General features: G+C 68.4%; 16 protein-coding genes and 1 riboswitch. Of the genes, 4 read left to right on the top strand and 12 right to left on the bottom strand.

Going from position 1 to position 18,283, the window contains the following annotated elements; all coding sequences use genetic code 11:
* Positions 1 to 11 precede the first annotated feature (11 nt).
* Together ACLBYD_RS05825 and ACLBYD_RS05820 are read right to left on the bottom strand one after the other, a co-directional pair.
* Positions 12 to 1,226, bottom strand: a complete 1,215-nt coding sequence (locus ACLBYD_RS05825) for a hypothetical protein (protein ID WP_447815731.1) — start codon at positions 1,224 to 1,226, stop codon at positions 12 to 14.
* Between the two features lie 144 nt (positions 1,227 to 1,370).
* Complete coding sequence (locus ACLBYD_RS05820) at positions 1,371 to 2,588, bottom strand: NADP-dependent isocitrate dehydrogenase (RefSeq protein ID WP_006550117.1); 1,218 nt, start codon at positions 2,586 to 2,588, stop codon at positions 1,371 to 1,373.
* A 269-nt stretch (positions 2,589 to 2,857) separates the two neighbouring features.
* Positions 2,858 to 2,969: riboswitch (SAM riboswitch) on the top strand.
* 134 nt (positions 2,970 to 3,103) lie between these two features.
* Here ACLBYD_RS05820 and metX point away from each other — a divergent pair.
* A complete protein-coding gene (gene metX / locus ACLBYD_RS05815; protein ID WP_447815730.1) occupies positions 3,104 to 4,231 on the top strand; it encodes a homoserine O-acetyltransferase MetX in 1,128 nt (375 codons plus the stop codon).
* Here the strand turns inward: metX and ACLBYD_RS05810 are convergent.
* From ACLBYD_RS05810 to ACLBYD_RS05800, 3 genes are read right to left on the bottom strand one after another with little or no spacing between them, the layout of a single operon-like run.
* Positions 4,228 to 4,506: a DUF3017 domain-containing protein gene (locus ACLBYD_RS05810; protein ID WP_447815729.1), complete on the bottom strand. Its 279-nt coding sequence runs from the start codon at positions 4,504 to 4,506 to the stop codon at positions 4,228 to 4,230. The genes metX and ACLBYD_RS05810 overlap by 4 nt on opposite strands.
* 26 nt (positions 4,507 to 4,532) lie before the next feature.
* Entirely contained in the window at positions 4,533 to 5,387 is an 855-nt protein-coding gene (locus ACLBYD_RS05805; protein WP_271036854.1) for a bifunctional methylenetetrahydrofolate dehydrogenase/methenyltetrahydrofolate cyclohydrolase, read from the bottom strand.
* A 5-nt stretch (positions 5,388 to 5,392) separates the two neighbouring features.
* Positions 5,393 to 6,868, bottom strand: a complete 1,476-nt coding sequence (locus ACLBYD_RS05800; RefSeq protein WP_447815728.1) for a wax ester/triacylglycerol synthase domain-containing protein — start codon at positions 6,866 to 6,868, stop codon at positions 5,393 to 5,395.
* Positions 6,869 to 6,987: 119 nt separating this feature from the next.
* Here ACLBYD_RS05800 and ACLBYD_RS05795 point away from each other — a divergent pair, with 119 nt between their 5' ends.
* Positions 6,988 to 8,202, top strand: coding sequence for a glycosyltransferase (locus ACLBYD_RS05795; RefSeq protein WP_447815727.1), 1,215 nt, complete (start codon positions 6,988 to 6,990; stop codon positions 8,200 to 8,202).
* A 10-nt stretch (positions 8,203 to 8,212) separates the two neighbouring features.
* Here ACLBYD_RS05795 and ACLBYD_RS05790 read toward each other — a convergent pair whose 3' ends face one another.
* The 4 genes from ACLBYD_RS05790 to ACLBYD_RS05775 form a co-directional block, all read right to left on the bottom strand.
* Positions 8,213 to 8,827 (bottom strand): maleylpyruvate isomerase N-terminal domain-containing protein, encoded by a 615-nt coding sequence (locus ACLBYD_RS05790; RefSeq protein ID WP_447815726.1) that lies wholly within the window; start codon positions 8,825 to 8,827, stop codon positions 8,213 to 8,215.
* Between the two features lie 61 nt (positions 8,828 to 8,888).
* Positions 8,889 to 9,617: a GNAT family N-acetyltransferase gene (locus ACLBYD_RS05785; protein ID WP_447815725.1), complete on the bottom strand. Its 729-nt coding sequence runs from the start codon at positions 9,615 to 9,617 to the stop codon at positions 8,889 to 8,891.
* Position 9,618: 1 nt separating this feature from the next.
* Complete coding sequence (locus ACLBYD_RS05780; RefSeq protein ID WP_447815724.1) at positions 9,619 to 10,650, bottom strand: aldo/keto reductase; 1,032 nt, start codon at positions 10,648 to 10,650, stop codon at positions 9,619 to 9,621.
* Positions 10,651 to 10,805: 155 nt separating this feature from the next.
* On the bottom strand, positions 10,806 to 11,510 hold the full coding sequence (locus tag ACLBYD_RS05775) for an excalibur calcium-binding domain-containing protein (RefSeq protein ID WP_447815723.1): 705 nt from the start codon (positions 11,508 to 11,510) through the stop codon (positions 10,806 to 10,808).
* Between the two features lie 148 nt (positions 11,511 to 11,658).
* On the opposite strand from ACLBYD_RS05775, the gene ACLBYD_RS05770 reads away from it, so the two are divergent.
* Entirely contained in the window at positions 11,659 to 12,123 is a 465-nt protein-coding gene (locus tag ACLBYD_RS05770; protein WP_447815722.1) for a tRNA (cytidine(34)-2'-O)-methyltransferase, read from the top strand.
* Between the two features lie 329 nt (positions 12,124 to 12,452).
* Complete coding sequence (locus ACLBYD_RS05765; RefSeq protein WP_447815721.1) at positions 12,453 to 13,652, top strand: MFS transporter; 1,200 nt, start codon at positions 12,453 to 12,455, stop codon at positions 13,650 to 13,652.
* Positions 13,653 to 13,709: 57 nt separating this feature from the next.
* Here the strand turns inward: ACLBYD_RS05765 and ACLBYD_RS05760 are convergent, their stop codons facing one another.
* From ACLBYD_RS05760 to ACLBYD_RS05750, 3 genes are read right to left on the bottom strand one after another with little or no spacing between them, the layout of a single operon-like run.
* Positions 13,710 to 14,018 (bottom strand): rhodanese-like domain-containing protein, encoded by a 309-nt coding sequence (locus tag ACLBYD_RS05760; RefSeq protein ID WP_447815720.1) that lies wholly within the window; start codon positions 14,016 to 14,018, stop codon positions 13,710 to 13,712.
* The gene (locus ACLBYD_RS05755; RefSeq protein WP_447815719.1) at positions 14,011 to 14,868 is read right to left on the bottom strand and encodes a DUF4349 domain-containing protein; all 858 of its coding nucleotides are present in this window, start codon (positions 14,866 to 14,868) and stop codon (positions 14,011 to 14,013) included. The genes ACLBYD_RS05760 and ACLBYD_RS05755 overlap by 8 nt, the downstream gene beginning before the upstream one ends.
* An 11-nt stretch (positions 14,869 to 14,879) precedes the next feature.
* The gene (locus ACLBYD_RS05750) at positions 14,880 to 18,131 is read right to left on the bottom strand and encodes an error-prone DNA polymerase (RefSeq protein ID WP_447815718.1); all 3,252 of its coding nucleotides are present in this window, start codon (positions 18,129 to 18,131) and stop codon (positions 14,880 to 14,882) included.
* Positions 18,132 to 18,283: the final 152 nt, after the last annotated feature.

The following is an 18,283-nucleotide window of genomic DNA, read 5'->3' as shown; positions in this document are numbered from 1 at the left end:
CGTCCCCATCGTCATGTCCGGTCCGCCGTAGCGACGCGGGCGACGGTGCGGGCCCGCACGATCAGATGACGGAGCGGCGGGACGGAACCCTCCGGTCGACCGTTCCTCCGGCCACCGTCGACCTCGGCGCGCCGCACCCGGTATCGCTCGCGCAGCACCGCGGCGCGCAGGGCGGCGGTGACACCCGGGAAGCGACCCCGACGGCCCACCCCGACGGTGCCGAGGAGCAGGACAGCGGCCGGCAGGATTATCCAGGCATACAGGACGGCGGCGGAGGCGATCGCCTCGGCGACGGCGTCCTCGTCGAGTGCCGCCCACACGATTCCCGCGCCGACCACGACGTAGAGGGTGCCGCCCAGGGCCGCGGCCAGGACGGCGCCGACGTATCGGCGGAGCAACCAGCAGCGGACCGTCCACAGCACGAGGACGACGGCCGTGAACATCGTGATCGCGGACGTGACCACCACGAAGAGGACGTCCGAGGAATCCAGGAGGGGCCCGGAACCCGACTCGTCGTCGAACACCACGATCATGAGGAGCCCCGTCACCACCGTGACGACGGCCAGGATCGCGAGTTCGACGGCGAGCGCCGCAAAGGGGTGGCCGGCGACCCGCGGGTCGCCCGGTCGCAGCCTCGCTGCCGTGGCGAGCAATTCACGTCGGCGCAGCAGCGACGCCTCCCGGCGCAGACGACGGCGGGCACCGACGCCGCGTTGGGTCGCGAGGAACAGGTCCTGGCTGAGTACCACGATCACGAAGACCGCCGGGAACAGCAGCAGCGCCGCCAGATCCACGGAGTGCGGGAGACCGTCGAGCAGCGCTGCGACGAAGGTCATCGTCGCCCCGACACCGAACACCGACCCACACAGTTCGAGGTGTTCGAGGCGCAACGCCTCGGTCGATCGGGACGAACCCTCGGCGGCGATGGCCGGTCCGAGCGACCACGCGATGAGATTGAGCGCGATGACGAGGGCGGCGAGCACCCCGAGGACGGCGGCGGCCTCACCCATCGTGAGGGTGGTGAGCACGCCGCTGCGCACCGGCGTAGACCGGTCGTAGGCCAGTTCGTCGGTGCGGCGGGCGATCGCGTGGATCAGACTCGGCGCGAGCGCGACGGGCAGGTAGGCCAGCGCCGAGCCGAACATCAGCATCCACACCCGGGTCCAGAACCGCCGGCGGGCGTGCGCTCCGCCGCGGGCTTCGGAGTCGGTGGCAGCGGTGGTCACGGCCGTCCTCCTCCCGGGCCCTACGGTGATGCGACTGACAGTGGTACACGAAACGGTAGCCGGTGCCGTGAGTGCTCGGGAACACGACACGGGACGCCCGATTGGGGCGTCCCGTGTACGTGCTGTCGAGAACGGAGCGGAAGATCAGGCGCGAGCCTTCTGCAGGTTCTCGTCGAGTGCGGCGAGGAACTCCTCGGTGGTCAGCCAGCCCTGCTCGGGGCCGACGAGTAGTGCGAGGTCCTTGGTCATCTGACCGGCTTCGACGGTCTTGATGACGACGTCCTCGAGCTGCTGCGCGAACTCGATGACCTCGGGGGTGTTGTCCAGCTTGCCGCGGTGCTCGAGGCCACGGGTCCAGGCGAAGATCGACGCGATCGGGTTGGTCGACGTCGGCTTGCCCTGCTGGTGCTGACGGTAGTGCCGGGTGACGGTGCCGTGTGCGGCCTCCGCCTCGACGGTCTTGCCATCCGGGGTCATCAGGACGGAGGTCATCAGCCCCAGCGAGCCGTAGCCCTGCGCGACGGTGTCGGACTGGACGTCGCCGTCGTAGTTCTTGCAGGCCCAGACGTAGCCGCCCTCCCACTTGAGGGACGATGCGACCATGTCGTCGATGAGGCGGTGCTCGTAGGTGAGACCGGCGGCGTCGAACTCCGCCTTGAACTCTTCCTCGTAGATCCGCTGGAACTCGTCCTTGAACATGCCGTCGTAGGCCTTCAGGATCGTGTTCTTGGTCGACAGGTAGACCGGGTAGTTGCGCTGCAGGCCGTACGAGAGCGAGGCGCGCGCGAAGTCCTGGATGGACTTCTTGTAGTTGTACATACCCATCACGACGCCGCCGTCCTCGGGGATCTGGCAGACCTCGTGCTGGATCGGCTCGCTGCCGTCCTCGGGCGTGAAGGTGATGGTGACGGTGCCCGGGCGGTCGACCTTGAAGTCGGTGGCGCGGTACTGATCGCCGAACGCGTGACGGCCGACGATGACGGGCTTGGTCCAGCCCGGCACCAGACGCGGCACGTTCGAGATGATGATGGGCGCGCGGAAGATGGTGCCGCCGAGGATGTTACGGATGGTGCCGTTGGGCGACCGCCACATCTTCTTCAGGCCGAACTCCTCGACACGCGCTTCGTCGGGGGTGATGGTGGCGCACTTGACGCCGACGTTGTGCTTCTTGATGGCGTTCGCCGCATCGACCGTCACCTGGTCGTCGGTGGCGTCGCGGTTCTCCACGCCGAGGTCGTAGTACTCGAGATCCACGTCCAGGTACGGGTGGATCAGCTTGTCCTTGATGAACTGCCAGATGATGCGGGTCATCTCGTCGCCGTCGAGCTCGACGACCTTACCTTCAACCTTGATCTTGGACATATGCGCTTCGTGTCCTCCTAGGACGTTTCTGTAGGTCCCCAATCGACCGCACTTTGTGGGTGCGGTCGCCGTCGGCTCGCGAGCAGCGAGCATGGCCGTGTCCACGTCCTGGACCGCGGCCAAACATGACAAGCGTACTGCTATTGCCGACGACCGCAAAGCGCCTCGTCCCACCCCCACGCCCTACCGACCGGTAACTTTCCTGCTGGTCAGGGATGTTCAGAGGGTGCACAAGACCCTGCAACGGAGAGTCGCTAGACTGCCGGGAAAGTCATGAGTGCCAGCGTCAAGCCCCGGCTTGCTGGCCGGCAACCCTCCGACCGGGGTGGGGTGCTCCGGGTGATGACACGGTCGGTGGAACCCCACCGACAAGCCTGTTGTCGGGAGGACTGAGATGATGATGTGCTGTCGCACGCAAGCCACGATCACACCTCCCATCACCGCCGGAAGGACACGATGACCGACATCCGCAGCCGGCGCTGCCAGCCCACCGCGAGCCTCGAGGCGGTCATCTCTTGACGGCGGGCACCGAGCGGCGTCGCGTCGAACTGCCCCCGGCGGACGGACGCCTCGACACCATCGACATCGGCGATCTCGCGCTCGAGAGCGGCGAGACGCTGCCGAACGTCACCGTCGCCGTGCAGAGGTGGGGCGAACTGTCCCCCGCCCGCGACAACGTGGTGCTCGTCGAACACGCCCTCACCGGCGACTCGCACGTCACCGGCCCCGCCGGACCGGACCATCCGTCCCCCGGCTGGTGGTCGGGCATGGTCGGCCCCGGTGCTCCGATCGACACCGACCGCTGGTGCGTGGTCTCGACGAACATCCTCGGCGGGTGCCGCGGCACCACCGGCCCCGGCAGCACCGCACCCGACGGCAAGGCATGGGGATCCCGCTTCCCGCTGATCACCGTGCGCGACCAGGTGGCGGCCGAGGTGGCGCTGCTCGACAGGCTCGGCATCGACGTCCTCGCCGCCGTGACCGGCGGATCGATGGGTGGCATGCGCACCCTCGAGTGGATCATCGCGTACCCGGAGCGGGTGCGAGCGTCGCTCGTCCTCGCCACCGGTGCCCGCGCGACCGCCGACCAGATCGGCACCCAGACCGCGCAGATGGCTGCCATCACGGCCGACCCCGACTGGCATGGCGGCGACTACTACGGCACGGGGCGGCGTCCCGAAGCCGGACTCGCCATCGCCCGGACCATCGCGCACCTCACCTACCGGACCGAACTCGAACTCGACACGCGCTTCGGGAATCTCCCCCAGGACGACGAGGACCCGTGGCGCGGCGGCCGGTACGCCGTGCAGAGCTATCTCGAGCACCAGGCGCGCAAGCTCGTCGCGCGTTTCGATCCCGGTACCTACGTGGTGTTGTCCGACGTGATGAACCGGCACGACGTCGGGCGCGGACGCGGCGGCGTCGAGGCCGCACTCGCGTCCACCCCGGTCCCGACGATCGTCGCCGGCGTCGACTCCGACCGCCTGTACCCCCTGCGCCTGCAGCAGGAGATCGCCGATCTGCTCCCGGGGTCGGACGACCTGCGAGTGCTCGTCTCCCGCGACGGGCACGACGGATTCCTCACCGAGGCCGACGAGGTCGCGAAGCTCCTCGTCGAACTGATGAAGCTCGCCGAGGGCTAGTCGGTTCCCAGCGGGTCGATCGACGCGGCGAGCGCCACGACGATTCCGCCGACGACCATCATCGAGGCGACGTCGAACGTCTTGCCGCGTACCGCGAGGACACCGACCTTGTCCTCGTCGAGAGCCCAGCGGAACAGGCCGGCGAGGATGGTGGCGCCACCGAAGACGAACGCTCCGCGTCGCCACCGATCGGCGATCACCAGGATCACCGCTGCCGCGANGGTGACCGCGAGCAGCGGCAGGTTCAGACGCGTGAATCGCAGAGCCTGAGCCATCTCGTCTCCCGGGGTCGTCGACCCGCTTATCGGGACGCGAGCAGCTCGGCCCGCTCCACGACGTTGGTCAGCAGGAAGGCGCGGGTGAGCGGTCCGACGCCACCGGGGTTCGGGGACACGAAGCCCGCGACCTCGCGCACGTCCGCGGCGACGTCGCCGCGCAGTCCGTCCTCGGTGCGGGAGACACCCACGTCCAGCACAGCGGCGCCGGGCTTGACCATGTCCGCCGTCACCAGCCCGGGAACACCTGCGGCTGCGACGATGATGTCGGCGCGACGCACCTCTGCAGCGAGATCACGGGTGCCGGTGTGGCAGAGGGTGACCGTCGCGTTCTCCGAACGACGGGTCAGCAGCAGACCGATCGGGCGACCGACGGTGACGCCACGACCGACCACCACCACGTGCGCGCCGGCGATCTCCACGTCGTAGCGGCGCAGCAGGTGGATGATGCCGCGCGGCGTGCAGGGCAGCGGAGCCTCCTTGCCGAGCACGAGCCGGCCGAGGTTGACCGGGTGCAGTCCGTCGGCGTCCTTGCCCGGATCCATGCGCTCGAGCGCCGCGTTCTCGTCGAGATGCTTCGGCAGCGGGAGCTGGACGATGTAGCCGGTGCAGGCGGGATCGGCGTTGAGCTCGTCGATCGCCTCGAACAGCTGTTCCTGGGTGATGTCGGCGGGCAGATCCTTGCGGATCGACGTGATGCCGACCTTCGCGCAGTCGTTGTGCTTGCCGCGCACGTAGGCCGCGGATCCCGGATCGTCGCCGACGAGGATCGTGCCGAGGCCGGGCGTGACGCCCTTGTCCTTCAGCGCATCCACGCGGACCTTCAGGTCCTCGAAGATTTCGTCGCGGGTTGCTTTGCCGTCCAGGATCGTCGCAGTCACGTCGTTCATTCTTCCAGGCGCCCGTCCGGCGTCGAATCGCGGCCGGTACCGAAAACCGTCCGGGTGCCCGGAGGCAGGCACTCCCGGGACAGTTCCGCGAAGGCCTCGGCGAGATGCCGCTCGTACTGCCCGGGGTCGGGCATGCAGGAGTCCGAGACCAGAAAAGACAAGGTGAGAACCTCGCCGAGCGATGTCACGGAGTGGACGAGACCGTAGTTCCGGTTGAGCATCGGAGTACCGATCGCCTCGATTACGGGACTGTCACCGAATCGGAGACCCTCGACCGGCCCGCGGGGCACATTCGTCACGGTGGTGTTGGCCAGTGGCACCACGTCTCCCGTGGGCCCCACCCGCCCGCGGTGCGCTCGCCGGATCGAGATCGCCAGGTCGAACGCGGGCGATGCATCCACCGCCGCAACGCAGGCAGCCGACTCCGGACGCCGGATGCGCTGTTTCTCGAGAGCGGCCGACTCGTGAACTCGGCGGAGTCGCTCGCGCGGATCAGCCCGATCGAGGTGCAGGTCGACATACATGAGCGTGACCTTGTTCTCCGACTCCGCTCCCGCTCCGTCCCGGAGGGATCCCGGAACGATCGCCGCCGGTGAGTCGGCGGGAATTTCCTCGTAGGATGCGAGGTAGGCGCGTAGTCCGCCCGAGACGACCGTCAGGATCACGTCGTTCACCGAGGTATCCGTGGCGCGCGCGACGGCACGCACCTCCGGCAACGGCATACGGACGACGCCGAGCTGCCAGGCGCCGCCGGCGTCGGTGTCGAAGCGGGTGCGGGGACGCTGCGGCCGGGGGGCGGTGATCTCCCCCGATGCGGTGAGATCACCCAGTGCTCGTCGAGCGCGACGTGCTGCGACCAGAGCCGGGAGCATCCTCGCGTACCGGAAGGGCAGCGAGACCGCCGCGCGGACCGGTCCCGGCACGGCGACGACGCGTCCTCCCGTCGAAGGGGCGGCAGCCGGATCGTCGAGCAGTGCACGAGCGATCTCGACGGCTCCGAGCCCGTCGGTCACCGAGTGGTGCAGGAGCAACGCGACGATGGTGGCGCCCTCGGGAAGGTCCTCGACACCGCGGATGTCGGTCAGGACGTGCACTTCCCACGGCGGTGCGGACAGATCGAGACAGCGTTCCTTCATCGACGCGAGCAGCCGATGCAACCCGCTGCGCGAGGTCGGTCCGATCGTCTCGTACCGGACGTGATCGTCCGGATCGACGCCGGTCTCGACCCAGTACGGGAAGTCGAGGTTCGCCGGCACGCGGTGCAGGCGTCGGGTGAGCGCCGGTGTGCGATGCAGGCGCTCCCCGATCCAGGTGACGGCGTCCCCACGTGTGCGGATGGGGGCCTCGCCTCCCCGGGCGTCGAACACGTAGAAGCTCACCATGGTCGGCGGCGGAGCTTTGGGGTCGGTGTCCCCCACGAAGACGTGGAGCGCGTCCCGCGCGGCCAGTCTGATTCCGCGTCGGCGTGTCATCGCGATGGTTCTCTCCCGGGTCGCCCGCTGCTCGTGCCTCTCGATTGAACCAGTTACCGCTCGGGGCCACACCCGGTCGGCGATTCGCGTACACGAGCGCGGAGCGGTGTAATTCGGCCATGGCGCACCGAGTCGGATCGACGACCGGCAGTACACGAGGCCGGGCCGTGCGTCGCGTCCTGTTCTCGTTCGCAGGCGGCCTCGGCCATCTCGCACCCATGCTCCCGATCGCCGACGTCCTGCGCGGGGCCGGCCACCGTCTCGGCGTGTGCGGGGAGGCGGACGTCCTCGCAGGCACCGAAGGCTTCGACGCGCACTTCCCCGAGGGGGACACGACATCTCCTTCCGGTCGGTCCACGGGCACGCTCGCTCCTCCCGACCTCGACCACGAGTACTCGGTGATCGGCACCCACTTCGCCGGTGTGCTCGCGGCGCGACGATTCGACCTGGTCCGCGAGGTCATCGACCGCTGGCATCCGGATCTGGTGATCTGCGACGAGATGGACTTCGGTGCGATGACGGCGGCCGAACACGCCGCCGTTCCCCGCGTGGTGGTCGACGTCATCGCGTCCGGAGCACTCACCCGGATCGACCGCATCCGTGAGCCACTGGGACGACTACGGGCGACCCACGGACTCCCCTCGGATCCCGAGTTCTCCTTCCTGAAACGGGATCTCGTCATCTCACCGTTCCCGCCGTCGTTCCGCGATCCCGACTTCCCGTTGCCTCCCACAGCTGTCTCGATAGGGCCGGGCCCGTCGCTCGCATCCCACGGACACCCTGCGATCGACTGGCTTCGTAGCGGCGAGAAGCCCCACCGCGTGTACGTCACGCTGGGTACCGTCTTCAACACCGAGTCCGGTGATCTCTTCGTCCGCCTCGTCCGGGGGCTGCATCGACTACCTGCGCGCGTGCTCGTCACCGTCGGCCGCGACGTCGACCCCGCCACCCTGCCCTCACCGGGCGGCAACGTCCACATCGAGCGGTTCGTGCCGCAGTCGACCGTGCTCCCGCACGTCGATCTCGTCGTCAATCACGGCGGATCGGGCAGCGTGATCGGTGCGCTCACCCACGGCGTTCCGGTCGTCGCGCTTCCGATGGGCGCGGACCAGGAACTCAACGCCCGGCGGCTGGTCGCGCTGGGCGCAGGGACCACGGTCGATCCCGTCACCGTAACCTCGGTGGAGATCGGAGGGATCGCCCTCGACGCGCTGTCCTCGCGCTCTCTCCGCCGCGGTGCCGAGCAATTGCGCGACGAGATCGCACGATTGCCTTCCCCGGCATCCGTGCTCGCGTTGCTGGAGGATCGGATGTTCCGGTCCCGGCTGCGCTGAACGTCTCCGCTCACACGACGGAATAACCACATGGCAGCCCCGTCCGACCGGTCAGGGCCCGCAGCACGGTCGTACCGTCACCGAACGCCAACGCGATCCTCGTGGCGAGCAGGGTCGCATGTTCGAGGACATCGGCCGGAGGCGTGAAGGGGACCTCCGCGGCAGCCGCGATGTCGAGACCGTGGACGGCGAGCTCGAAGGTGCGCGTCGGCAGATAGGAGTGCAACCGGATCCCCTTGTCTCCGATCACCTTGATCAATCGATCCTCGCCGGCACCGAGCCGCTCGATCACCGCGGTCGACAGGGCGTCGATCGTCGCCACCGGGTTGCCGCCGAGGTCGGCACCGGCACGGCGTCCGCGTTCGACGATGTCCTCCGCGCCGAGAACCGAAGTGAGTTCCTTGACGTGGACGTAATACTGCTCCGCGCTCGCGAGGTCCTCGGTGTCGGCGGGACCGTCCAGATAGGTCGTGACGGTCGTCAACGAGCGCGAGGTGTGGCCGATCAGCGCTCGGAGGTCCCACTCACCCAGGCCGGGGCCGTCCCAGCGGTCGATCGGCACGGCACGGACCAACTCCGCGAAGCTGCGTACCGCCGAGACATACGTCGCTACCGGTGATTCCATGACATCTCCCGCGGCCGACCGGATCGAACCCGACACGAGAATGAAAGCACGCGTCTCCCGGCTACACCGTCGGTGTGCGCACGCGGGTCAGCACGGATCGCTTGCGCAGCGTGAATCCTAGGTCCTCGTATAGCCGGATGGCGGTCGTGTTCGCGGCCGACGCGTGGAGGAACGGGATCTCGCCGCGTGCGCGGATACCGGCACCGACAGCCTTGACCAGGCGCGTGCCGAATCCGCATCCCCGGAACTCGGCGTCCGTGCACACGGCACTGATCTCGGTCCATCCCGGCGGATGCAGACGCTCCCCCGCCATCGCGACGAGACGCCCGTTCACCCTGATACCCAGATAGGTGCCCATCTCGACGGTTCGCGGCAGATACGGTCCCGGCCGGGTGCGGGCTACGAGTTCGAGGATCTCCGGGACATCCGTGGGGCCGAGGACCACGAGGTCCGGATCGGGTTCGACGACCAGGTTCGTCCCGTCCATCTGGACGAGCCCGAACGAGCCGAGCACCTCCCAGCCGGGTGGTGGTGTGTGCCCCGGTCCGCGCACGGCCACCTCGGCTGCCGGCCCTACGAGCGCGGCCAGGTGCACCCAATCGTCGTCGGTCATCACCGCCGGATGTCCGATGTGCCCCGCGACGTCGGGGTGGTAACCGCCGATGCGGCCCGACCAGCGCGCGAAGTGCGTGTGCACTCCGCGCAGCGACTGCCGGATCGGATCGTCGAGCGGATGGATATCCTCGTCCACCTCGACGACATCGATCGCCGGCGAAGCGTCCGCGGTCACGTCAGAGACCGAGTCCGGTGCCGTGGACGCCGTATTCATCGATGACGGCGAGCTCGTCGTCGGTGAGCGGCGGGAAGTTCAGCGCCTCGAGATTGTGGTCGAGCTGCCAGGTCGAACTCGCGCCGACGAGCGCCGAGGTCACGGCGGGCTGCCGGAGCACCCACTGCAGCGCCAGCTGGGCCAGCGACTGCCCACGCGACCGGGCGAGCTTGTCGAGTTCGGTGACGCGCTGCCGGTAGGTCTCGTCGATCACGTCCGGAGACAGGAACGCACTGTCCACCGCTCGCGCACCGTCCGGGATGGCCTCGAGATACTTGTCCGTCAGAAGTCCCTGTGCGAGCGGCGAATACACGACGAGTCCGAAGCCGTCCTGCTCGGCCGCGTCGAGCAGACCGTTCTGCTCGATGCTGCGGTCGAAGATCGAGTAGCGCGGCTGGTGGACGAGCAGCGGGACACCGGCTTCCCGCAGAAGTGTCGCGGCCTCATGCGCACGATCCGGTTGGTAGTTCGAGATGCCGACGTAGAGCGCCTTCCCCTGCTCGACGGCGGAGACGAGTGCCCCGACGGTCTCCTCGAGTGGGGTCGACAGGTCGGGGCTGTGGCTGTAGAAGATGTCGACGTAGTCGGTGCCGAGGTCACGCAGGCTGTGCTCGAGCGAGCCCAGCAGCGACTTGCGCGACCCGCCCTTCTGGTAGGGACCGGGACCGATCGGGTTGCCGGCCTTCGTCGACAGGATGATCTCGTCCCGGTAGGGCGCGAGGTCCTTGCCGAGGATCCGGCCGAGGTTCTTCTGCGCGGCACGGTGCGGCGGACCGTACCGGTCGGCGTTGTCGAAGTGGGTGATTCCGAGGTCGAAGGCGTGGAGGATGATCTCCCGCTGCGTCTCGAAGGGGTAGTCGGTGCCGAATTTCTGCCACAGCCCGAACGAGAAGGCCGGTAGGTCGAGCCCGGACCGCCCCGAGCGACGGTAGGGAATCGTCTCGTAACGGTTCTCGGCTGCGGTGTACGGGGTTTCGACGGTGCCGTGCGACATCGGGCGGGGTTCGCCTTTCGGTTCCAGCGGAATTCGGGTCCACGACACTCGATCACGGGCACTTCCGGACTGTCACCGGTTCCGCTCAGGCTGCGCACAATGCACCGTCACCGGTGTTCGGATGTGACAGGCACATCCGAACACCGCAGCGCGCACTACTTGTCGCAGGCGATGCCGTCGTTGTCCCCATCGAGGTGTGGCGCGTATCCGGGTTCCCCGCGCAGAATCGGGGCGGCACCTGCTGCCCTGACCTGGGAACAGTTCTTGTACGACACCGACGGTTGCTGAACCGGTGGCGGCGTGTACACAGGCGCAGGCGGCGGCGTGTACTGCGTCACCGGCGGCGGGGTGTACTCGGGCGTCGGGGGCGGCGTGTACTCCGTCGTCGCCGGCGGGGTGTACGCGGGAGCGGGCGGCGGGGTGTACTCCGTCGTCGTTTCCACGACGGTCGTTCCGACCTGGGGAACCAACGGCACCACGGCAGGCGAGTCGGAGGTCGTGGTGGGCGGTGTCGTCGTCCGAGGCGTCGTCGTGGTGGGCTTCACCGTCGTCGTGGTCGGAGCCACCGAACTGCTCGTCGTGGACACCACCGAGGAGGTTTCCGTCTTCGGTTCCTCTTCACCGACAGCGGCGCCGAGCGCCACGAGTCCGACGAGGCCGGCGCCGAGCACCCACGGCCACTTGCGTCGCTTCCGCCCGCCTCCAGCAGGAGGATTGCCACCCTGGCCGACAGCCCCGAACACCTGTGTGGGGTCGCCACTGCCCTTGGGCCTGGTCTGGTTCGTCCACTGCTGACCGTCCCAGTAGCGATCGATGGACGGGTCGTAGGGGTCGGGATGCCAACCGGCAGGAGGATTCATGCTCGATCCGTTCTGAGGAATACGTTCCGCAGAACGTCGCCGGTACCGATCGGTGTGTTACACCGACGATTCGGAAACCTCACCGAGGCAGGTGGGCGGGTGGGGTGTGCGAGCCGGGCCACACAGTGCCGACTTGTTAACCTGCATCGTGTTCAGAGTGATGTTCCACGAGCCGCGCATTCCCCCCAACACCGGCAATGCCATACGCATGGTCGCCGCGACCGGCGCGGAACTGCACCTGGTGGAACCCCTGGGCTTCGACCTGTCCGAGCCGAAGCTGCGCCGCGCGGGCCTGGACTACCACGACCTCGCGTCGGTCACCGTGCACAGCAGCCTCGAGGCCGCGTGGGCGGCGCTGGTCCCCGAGCGGGTGCTCGCGTTCACCGCGCACGGCACGTCGAGTTATGCGGAGATCGAGTACCGGGCCGGCGACGTGCTGTTGTTCGGACCCGAACCGACCGGGCTGTCGCCCGAGGTGCTCGCCGACCCGCACATCACCGAACAGATCCGTATCCCCATGCTGCCCGGGCGTCGTTCGCTGAATCTGTCGAACGCCGCAGCCGTCGCCTGCTACGAGGCGTGGCGGCAGCACGGTTTCCCCGGAGCGGTCTGAGGTACGTCCGACACGTCTTCCTGTCCGGGCAGTGCCCTGCCCGGTCGACACCGGAGGAATGCCCGGGATACGACGCCGCCGTGATCATCGGCCTACGAGGCGTTGTCACTGCTGCTACATTCTCGCGTGTGGCCGAAGAGTGTGGGCGGTCCCGGATGTTCCGGTCTTCGGACCGGCCCGAGCCGGGAGGCCGAGCCGACCGCTCGCGCTGATGGAGGTCCTCCCCATCAGCGCGCCAGGACCGATCGACACGGTCGGAGCGCGGTTCGAGGACTACGCCGTGCAGGTGATTACCGCACCACATGCCGCTCCCGACAGGGGGAAATCACATGACGGTCGACAGCGCCTCGATGCCGGCGGAGCGGTATCGGATGTGGCCCCTGTACGCAGCAGGGTTCACCACGGCCTTCGGTGCCCACGGTATCGCCGCCAATCTCGGCGCCGAAGGTTCGGATCTGCACACCTCACTGCTCTATCTCGGTGTGTTGCTGGCGCTGTACGACGGCGCCGAAGTACTCCTCAAACCGATCTTCGGTACCCTCGCCGATCGTATCGGGGCCCGCCCCGTGCTCATCGGTGGATTGATCGGATTCTGCTTGTTCTCAGCAGCATTCACGCTGGTGAACGATCCGGCATGGCTGTGGTTCGCACGCCTGGGGCAGGGTGCTGCGGCGTCCGCCTTCTCGCCTGCCGCCGGCGCGCTCGTCGCCCGAATGAATCCGGTCGCCTCACACGGTCGGGCGTTCGGCACCTACGGCTTCTACAAGAGTCTCGGCTACACCCTCGGTCCGCTTCTCGGCGGCGCACTCGTCTGGGCGGGCGGTCTGATCACCTTGTTCGCGGTGCTCGCTGTCCTGTCCGCATGCGTGGCCGTGTGGGTGGTGGCGGTCGTGCCTGCGCTCGCGCCACTTCCGAGGTCCCGTCAGACGATCGTCGATCTTGCCCGGCGATTGACCGACGGCGCCTTTCTCCGTCCGACGCTGGCCTTGGCGCTGGCGACTGCCGCGTTGTCCGTCGGTGTCGGATTCCTGCCCGTGTCCGGTGCTGCCGCCGGGCTCGGTCCGGTCGCAACCGGCGCTGCCGTCTCGATCCTGGCCGCGGGCGCCGCGATCACCCAGCCGCGCGCCGGGCGCGCGCTCGACTCCGGTCGTCTCCGCGCCGATATCGGATCGGCCGCAGGACTCGTGCTCACTGCGGCGGGACTCGTCTGCGCCCTGATTCCGGGCCCCACCGGTGTGATTGCTGCCGCGGTCGGTATCGGGGTCGGAACCGGGATGATCAACCCGATCGGTTTCGCCTCCCTGGCGGCCTCGACGCCCGAGAACCGTATCGGCCAGACGATGGGCGCAGCAGAACTCGGTCGTGAACTCGGCGACGCCGGTGGGCCGCTGCTGGTCGCCGGCGTCGCAGCTACAGCAACCCTGGCTGCGGGGTACGCCACGCTCGCCGCACTGACCGCTCTCGCGCCCGCCGCCATGTTCACGGGTCGTCGACGTCGGTCGAGTGCACCTCCGCACCGGGATCCGTGACGAGTTCGTCGCGATACCCCTGGCCGCCGGCGGCGACGCCTCGAACCGGACTTCCTTCTAGGCGCCGCTCTCCACCGGACGACCCGAGCGGGCCCATTCGTCGGTGCCACCCGCGACGGACACGGCGTCGACACCGCGACCGGCGAGATACTGCGCGGCCTGCAGGCTGCGGCCACCCACGGCGCAGACGACGTAGACGGTGCCCTCGGTGGGGATCTCGTCGATCCGCGCGACGAACTCGCTGAGCGGGATGTTCGTGACGCCGGGTACGCGCACTTGGGCGTATTCGTCGCGTTCACGCACGTCGATGACGGTCGCCCCGTCGGTGAGCGCGGATTCGAGTGCGGCCAGGTCGACCTCACGCATCGCTGTCGGTCCTCTCGGTATCGGGCGTCCCGGTGGTTCCGGACGAACGTCCCCGTCGGGTGATGAGCCGGATGACCAGGTAGAGGACACCTGCACACACGAACAGGAACGCCACCCACGGTAGCGCGGCGCCGATACCGACCACCGCTGCCCCCAGCGCGGCCCACAGGCTGTTCCATCCTGCGACCAGCCCGTCCCAGAAACTGTCCTGCTCGGAGGGAAGGCGGTCGGTGGTGATGTCGACGGTGAGCGTGGACAGTTCGATCCGGTCGCCCAGCTGCCGTCGCTGCGCCTCGAGGCTGTCGAGTTCGGCCTGTCGTTCGGCCAGCGCGGTCTCTGCAGCGATCAGCGCCTCGACGTCGGCCGACGACTCGAGCAGTGCCCGCAGGCGGTCCACCGAGGCCCGCAACGCACCCAGCCGGGCTTCGAGGTCGGTGTACTGCATCGTCACGTCGTCGCGGGTAGTGCTCAGGCTGGTGACACGGCCGAGTGTGCGGATCTCGTCGACGACCTCGTCGAGCCGGTCGGCGGGCACCCGCACCGTGAGCACGCTGCTCGCCTCGGGTTGTTCGGTGAGCGAGTCGACGCGCCCACCGGCTTCCTCGACGACCGTCACGACCCGGCGGCCCGTCGCCACGGGATCGCCGGCATCCATCTCGAGGTAGCCGGTGACGACCTCCTTGCGGTCGGACTCCTCGACGGGTTGCGACTCGCGGAGACCGCCGTCGACGATCGCCGGTGCCGAGATCGCAGGCGCGGACGCAGAGGAGCCCTCGCCTCCCCCACCCTCGTCGCAGCCGGTGACGACCAGCGCGAACAGAGCCAACGAGACCGACCACAGGCGTTTCACACTCGGCGATGCTAGCGAAAGTCGCGTGATCTGCTCGGCATTCGCAGATCCATGGTTTCGAGATGGTCGGCGAGGAGCGTGACCACCCCCTCGGCGTTCTGGAGCCGGCCGCGGACGAGCAGGGCGGGAGCCGTGTGGGCCACGGTCCGGTAGCGCGCCCACAGACCGACCGAGCACACCACGTTCACCATTCCGGTCTCGTCCTCGAGGTTGAGGAAGGTGACACCGGCGGCGGTCGCCGGTCGCTGCCGGTGGGTCACGGCCCCGCCGACGAGGATGCGCGTCCCGTCGGGGACCTGCAGTAGCTCCGCGGCCGGGATCACCCCGAGTTCGTCGAGCCGCTCGCGCAGGAACTGCGTCGGGTAGCTGTCGGGCGAGATTCCCGTGGCCCAGACGTCGGCGGCAGCGAGTTCGAGAGCGCTCATCCCCGGCAGGGCCGGAGTCGGCACCGTCCCGATCCCGGGGAGCCGTCCGGGGCGTTGCGCCGCGGCCGGGGCCGCACCCCAGAGGGCTTCGCGGCGGGTGACGCCGAACGAGGAGAATGCTCCTGCAGTGGCCAGCGCCTCGACCTGCGTGGTGGTGAGACCGACGCGGGCGGCGAGGTCTGCGGGCGAGGTGTACGGGCCGTGGGCACTGCGTTCGGTCACGATGCGTTCGGCGAGATCGTCGCCGATGTGCCGCACCGTGGCCAGGCCGAGCCGGACCTCCTTCCCCTCGTTCTCGAGGGTGACGTGCGCGAGGCTCGCCGCGATGTCGGGGCCGTGGACGACCACACCGTGACGTCGGGCATCGGCGACCAGCGATTGCGGCGAGTAGAAACCCATCGGCTGAGCACGCAGCAGACCCGCGCAGAACGCTGCGGGATGGTGCAGTTTGAACCACGCCGAATAGAACACCAGCGAGGCGAAGCTCTGCGAATGACTTTCGGGGAAACCGAAATTCGCGAAGGCGTAGAGCTTCTCGTAGATGCGGTCGGCGACGTCCCCCGTGATGCCGTGCAGGTCCCGCATGCCCTGATAGAGGCGTCCCCGCAGACGTTCCATCTTCTCCGTCGAGCGTTTCGATCCCATGGCGCGACGTAATCGATCGGCCTCCGCCGCGGTGAATCCCGCGGCGTCGACGGCCATCTGCATGAGTTGCTCCTGGAAGAGCGGAACGCCGAGGGTGCGTTCGAGGGCCTTCTCGAGGCACGGATGGTCGTAGGTGACGGGTTCGAGACCGTTGCGCCGCCGGATGTAGGGGTGCACCGAACCGCCCTGGATGGGGCCGGGCCGGATGATGGCCACCTCGATGACCAGATCGTAGAAGCATCGCGGCTTCAACCGCGGCAGAGTGGCCATCTGCGCCCGCGACTCCACCTGGAAGACCCCCACCGAGTCGGCGCGGCACAACATCTCGTAGACCCCCGGCTCGGAGAGATCGAGGTGTGCGAGGTCGACTCGGACGCTTTCGTGTTCGTCGACTAGGTCGATCATGTAGTGCAACGCGGAGAGCATGCCGAGGCCGAGCAGATCGAACTTCACGAGACCCGCTGCAGCGCAGTCGTCCTTGTCCCACTGCAGGACGGTGCGCCCTTCCATCCGCGCCCATTCGACGGGGCACACGTCGGCGACGGGCCGGTCGCAGATCACCATGCCGCCCGAGTGGATGCCGAGATGCCGTGGGAGACCTTCGATCTGTTCGGCGAGATCGAGAACCGTCTCCGGGATCCGTTCGTCGGTCTCGACCCGCACCCCACCCCACCGGCCGATGAGCTTGCTCCACGCGTCCTGCTGTCCCTGCGAGTATCCGAGGGCACGGGCCATGTCGCGGACGGCGGAGCGACCGCGGTAGGTGATGACGTTCGCGACCTGCGCGGCATTGATCCGCCCGTACTTGCGGTAGACGTACTGGATCGCCTCCTCGCGCCGGTCGGATTCGATGTCGAGGTCGATGTCGGGTGGGCCGTCGCGTTCGGGCGACAGGAAGCGTTCGAACAGCAGCTTGTTGCCGACGGGGTCGACGTTGGTGATGCCGATCGCGTAGCAGACCGCCGAGTTGGCGGCCGATCCTCTTCCCTGGCACAGGATGTCGTTCCGCTTGCAGAAGTCGACGATGTCGTGGACGACGAGGAAGTATCCCGGGAATCCCAGCCGGCCGACGACATCGAGTTCGTGTTCGATCTGCTGATAGGCGTCGGGGCGGCGCTCGACCGGACCGTAGCGGCGATGCGCCCCGTCGTAGGTGAGTTCGCGCAGCCAGGTGAATTCGGTGTGCCCGTCTGGAACATCGAAGGGCGGCAGTTTCGGGGCGACGAGACGCAGGTCGAAGGCGCATTCACGACCCAGTTCGGCGGCATGGTGCACGACACCCGGAAAGGCCTCGAACAGCCGCGCCATCTCCTCCCCCGACCGCAGGTGTCCGCCTCCGGTCGGCGGGATCCGGCCGACGGCGTCGTCGAGGCTCTGCCGGTCGGAGATCGCCGCCACGGCCATTGCCAGGCGTCGCCGACGGGGGTGCGCGAAGTGCGCTGCCGTGCTCGCGATGCACGGAATTCCGTGTCGCCCGGCAAGTTCGAAGAGGGCTGCGTTGCGTTCGTGGTCGTCGGGATATCCGTGACGGGTGAGTTCGACGGTCACGCGGTCGGCGCCGAACCGGTCGACGAGATCGAGCAATGCCGCTTCGGTGGCGGGGATCCCGCCCGTGGCGAACGCTTGTCGCAGGTGCCCCCGACGACAACCGGTGAGGATCTGCCAGTGCCCACCGGCGGCGTCGGTGAGCGCGTCGTAGTCGTACGTCGGGTTGTTCTTCTCCCCTCCTGCGAGGTGGGCGTCGGCGATCTGCCGCGACAGGCGTCGATAGCCCTCCTGACCGCGGGCGAGGACGAGCAGGTGCGCATCGTCGAGGCCCAGCTCGGCTCCGAAGACGGTGCGGATGTCGAGTTCGCGTGCGGCTTCGGCGAATCGCACCGCTCCGTACAGTCCGTCGTGGTCGGTCACCGCGAGGGCCTCGAGTCCGAGTCGTGCCGCCTCCTCGGCGAGTTCCTCCGGCGTGGAGGCACCGTCGAGGAAGCTGAACGCGGAGTGGGTGTGCAGTTCGGCGTAGGGCACGACCGGCCCCTCGGGACGTCGGACCCGCGCCTCGTACTCGGTGCGGGTGCGCGACCACGCCGGGCTGTCACCCCCGTCGCCGGGATGTTCGGTATCGCGGCGGGAAGTGCCGGGTCGTCCCGAGAGCACACGTTCCATCTCCGACCAGGTCGGCGGACCGTTTCCCCATCCCACTCCGACACCTCCTCGACCGGTCCAGTATCGCACATGTGTTCGAACGACACGTTCGAACGCGCGCAGTTCTCGTCGCGACACACCGGGAGTCGTCGACGAGAACTGCACGATCGACTGCAACCAGGGAGTTGCATCATGGGCGAGCAGGTGCA

Source organism: Rhodococcus sp. C26F (genome assembly GCF_053345925.1).
Note: the sequence above shows the minus strand (reverse complement) of the source record. Positions and strands in the feature narration are given on the sequence as shown.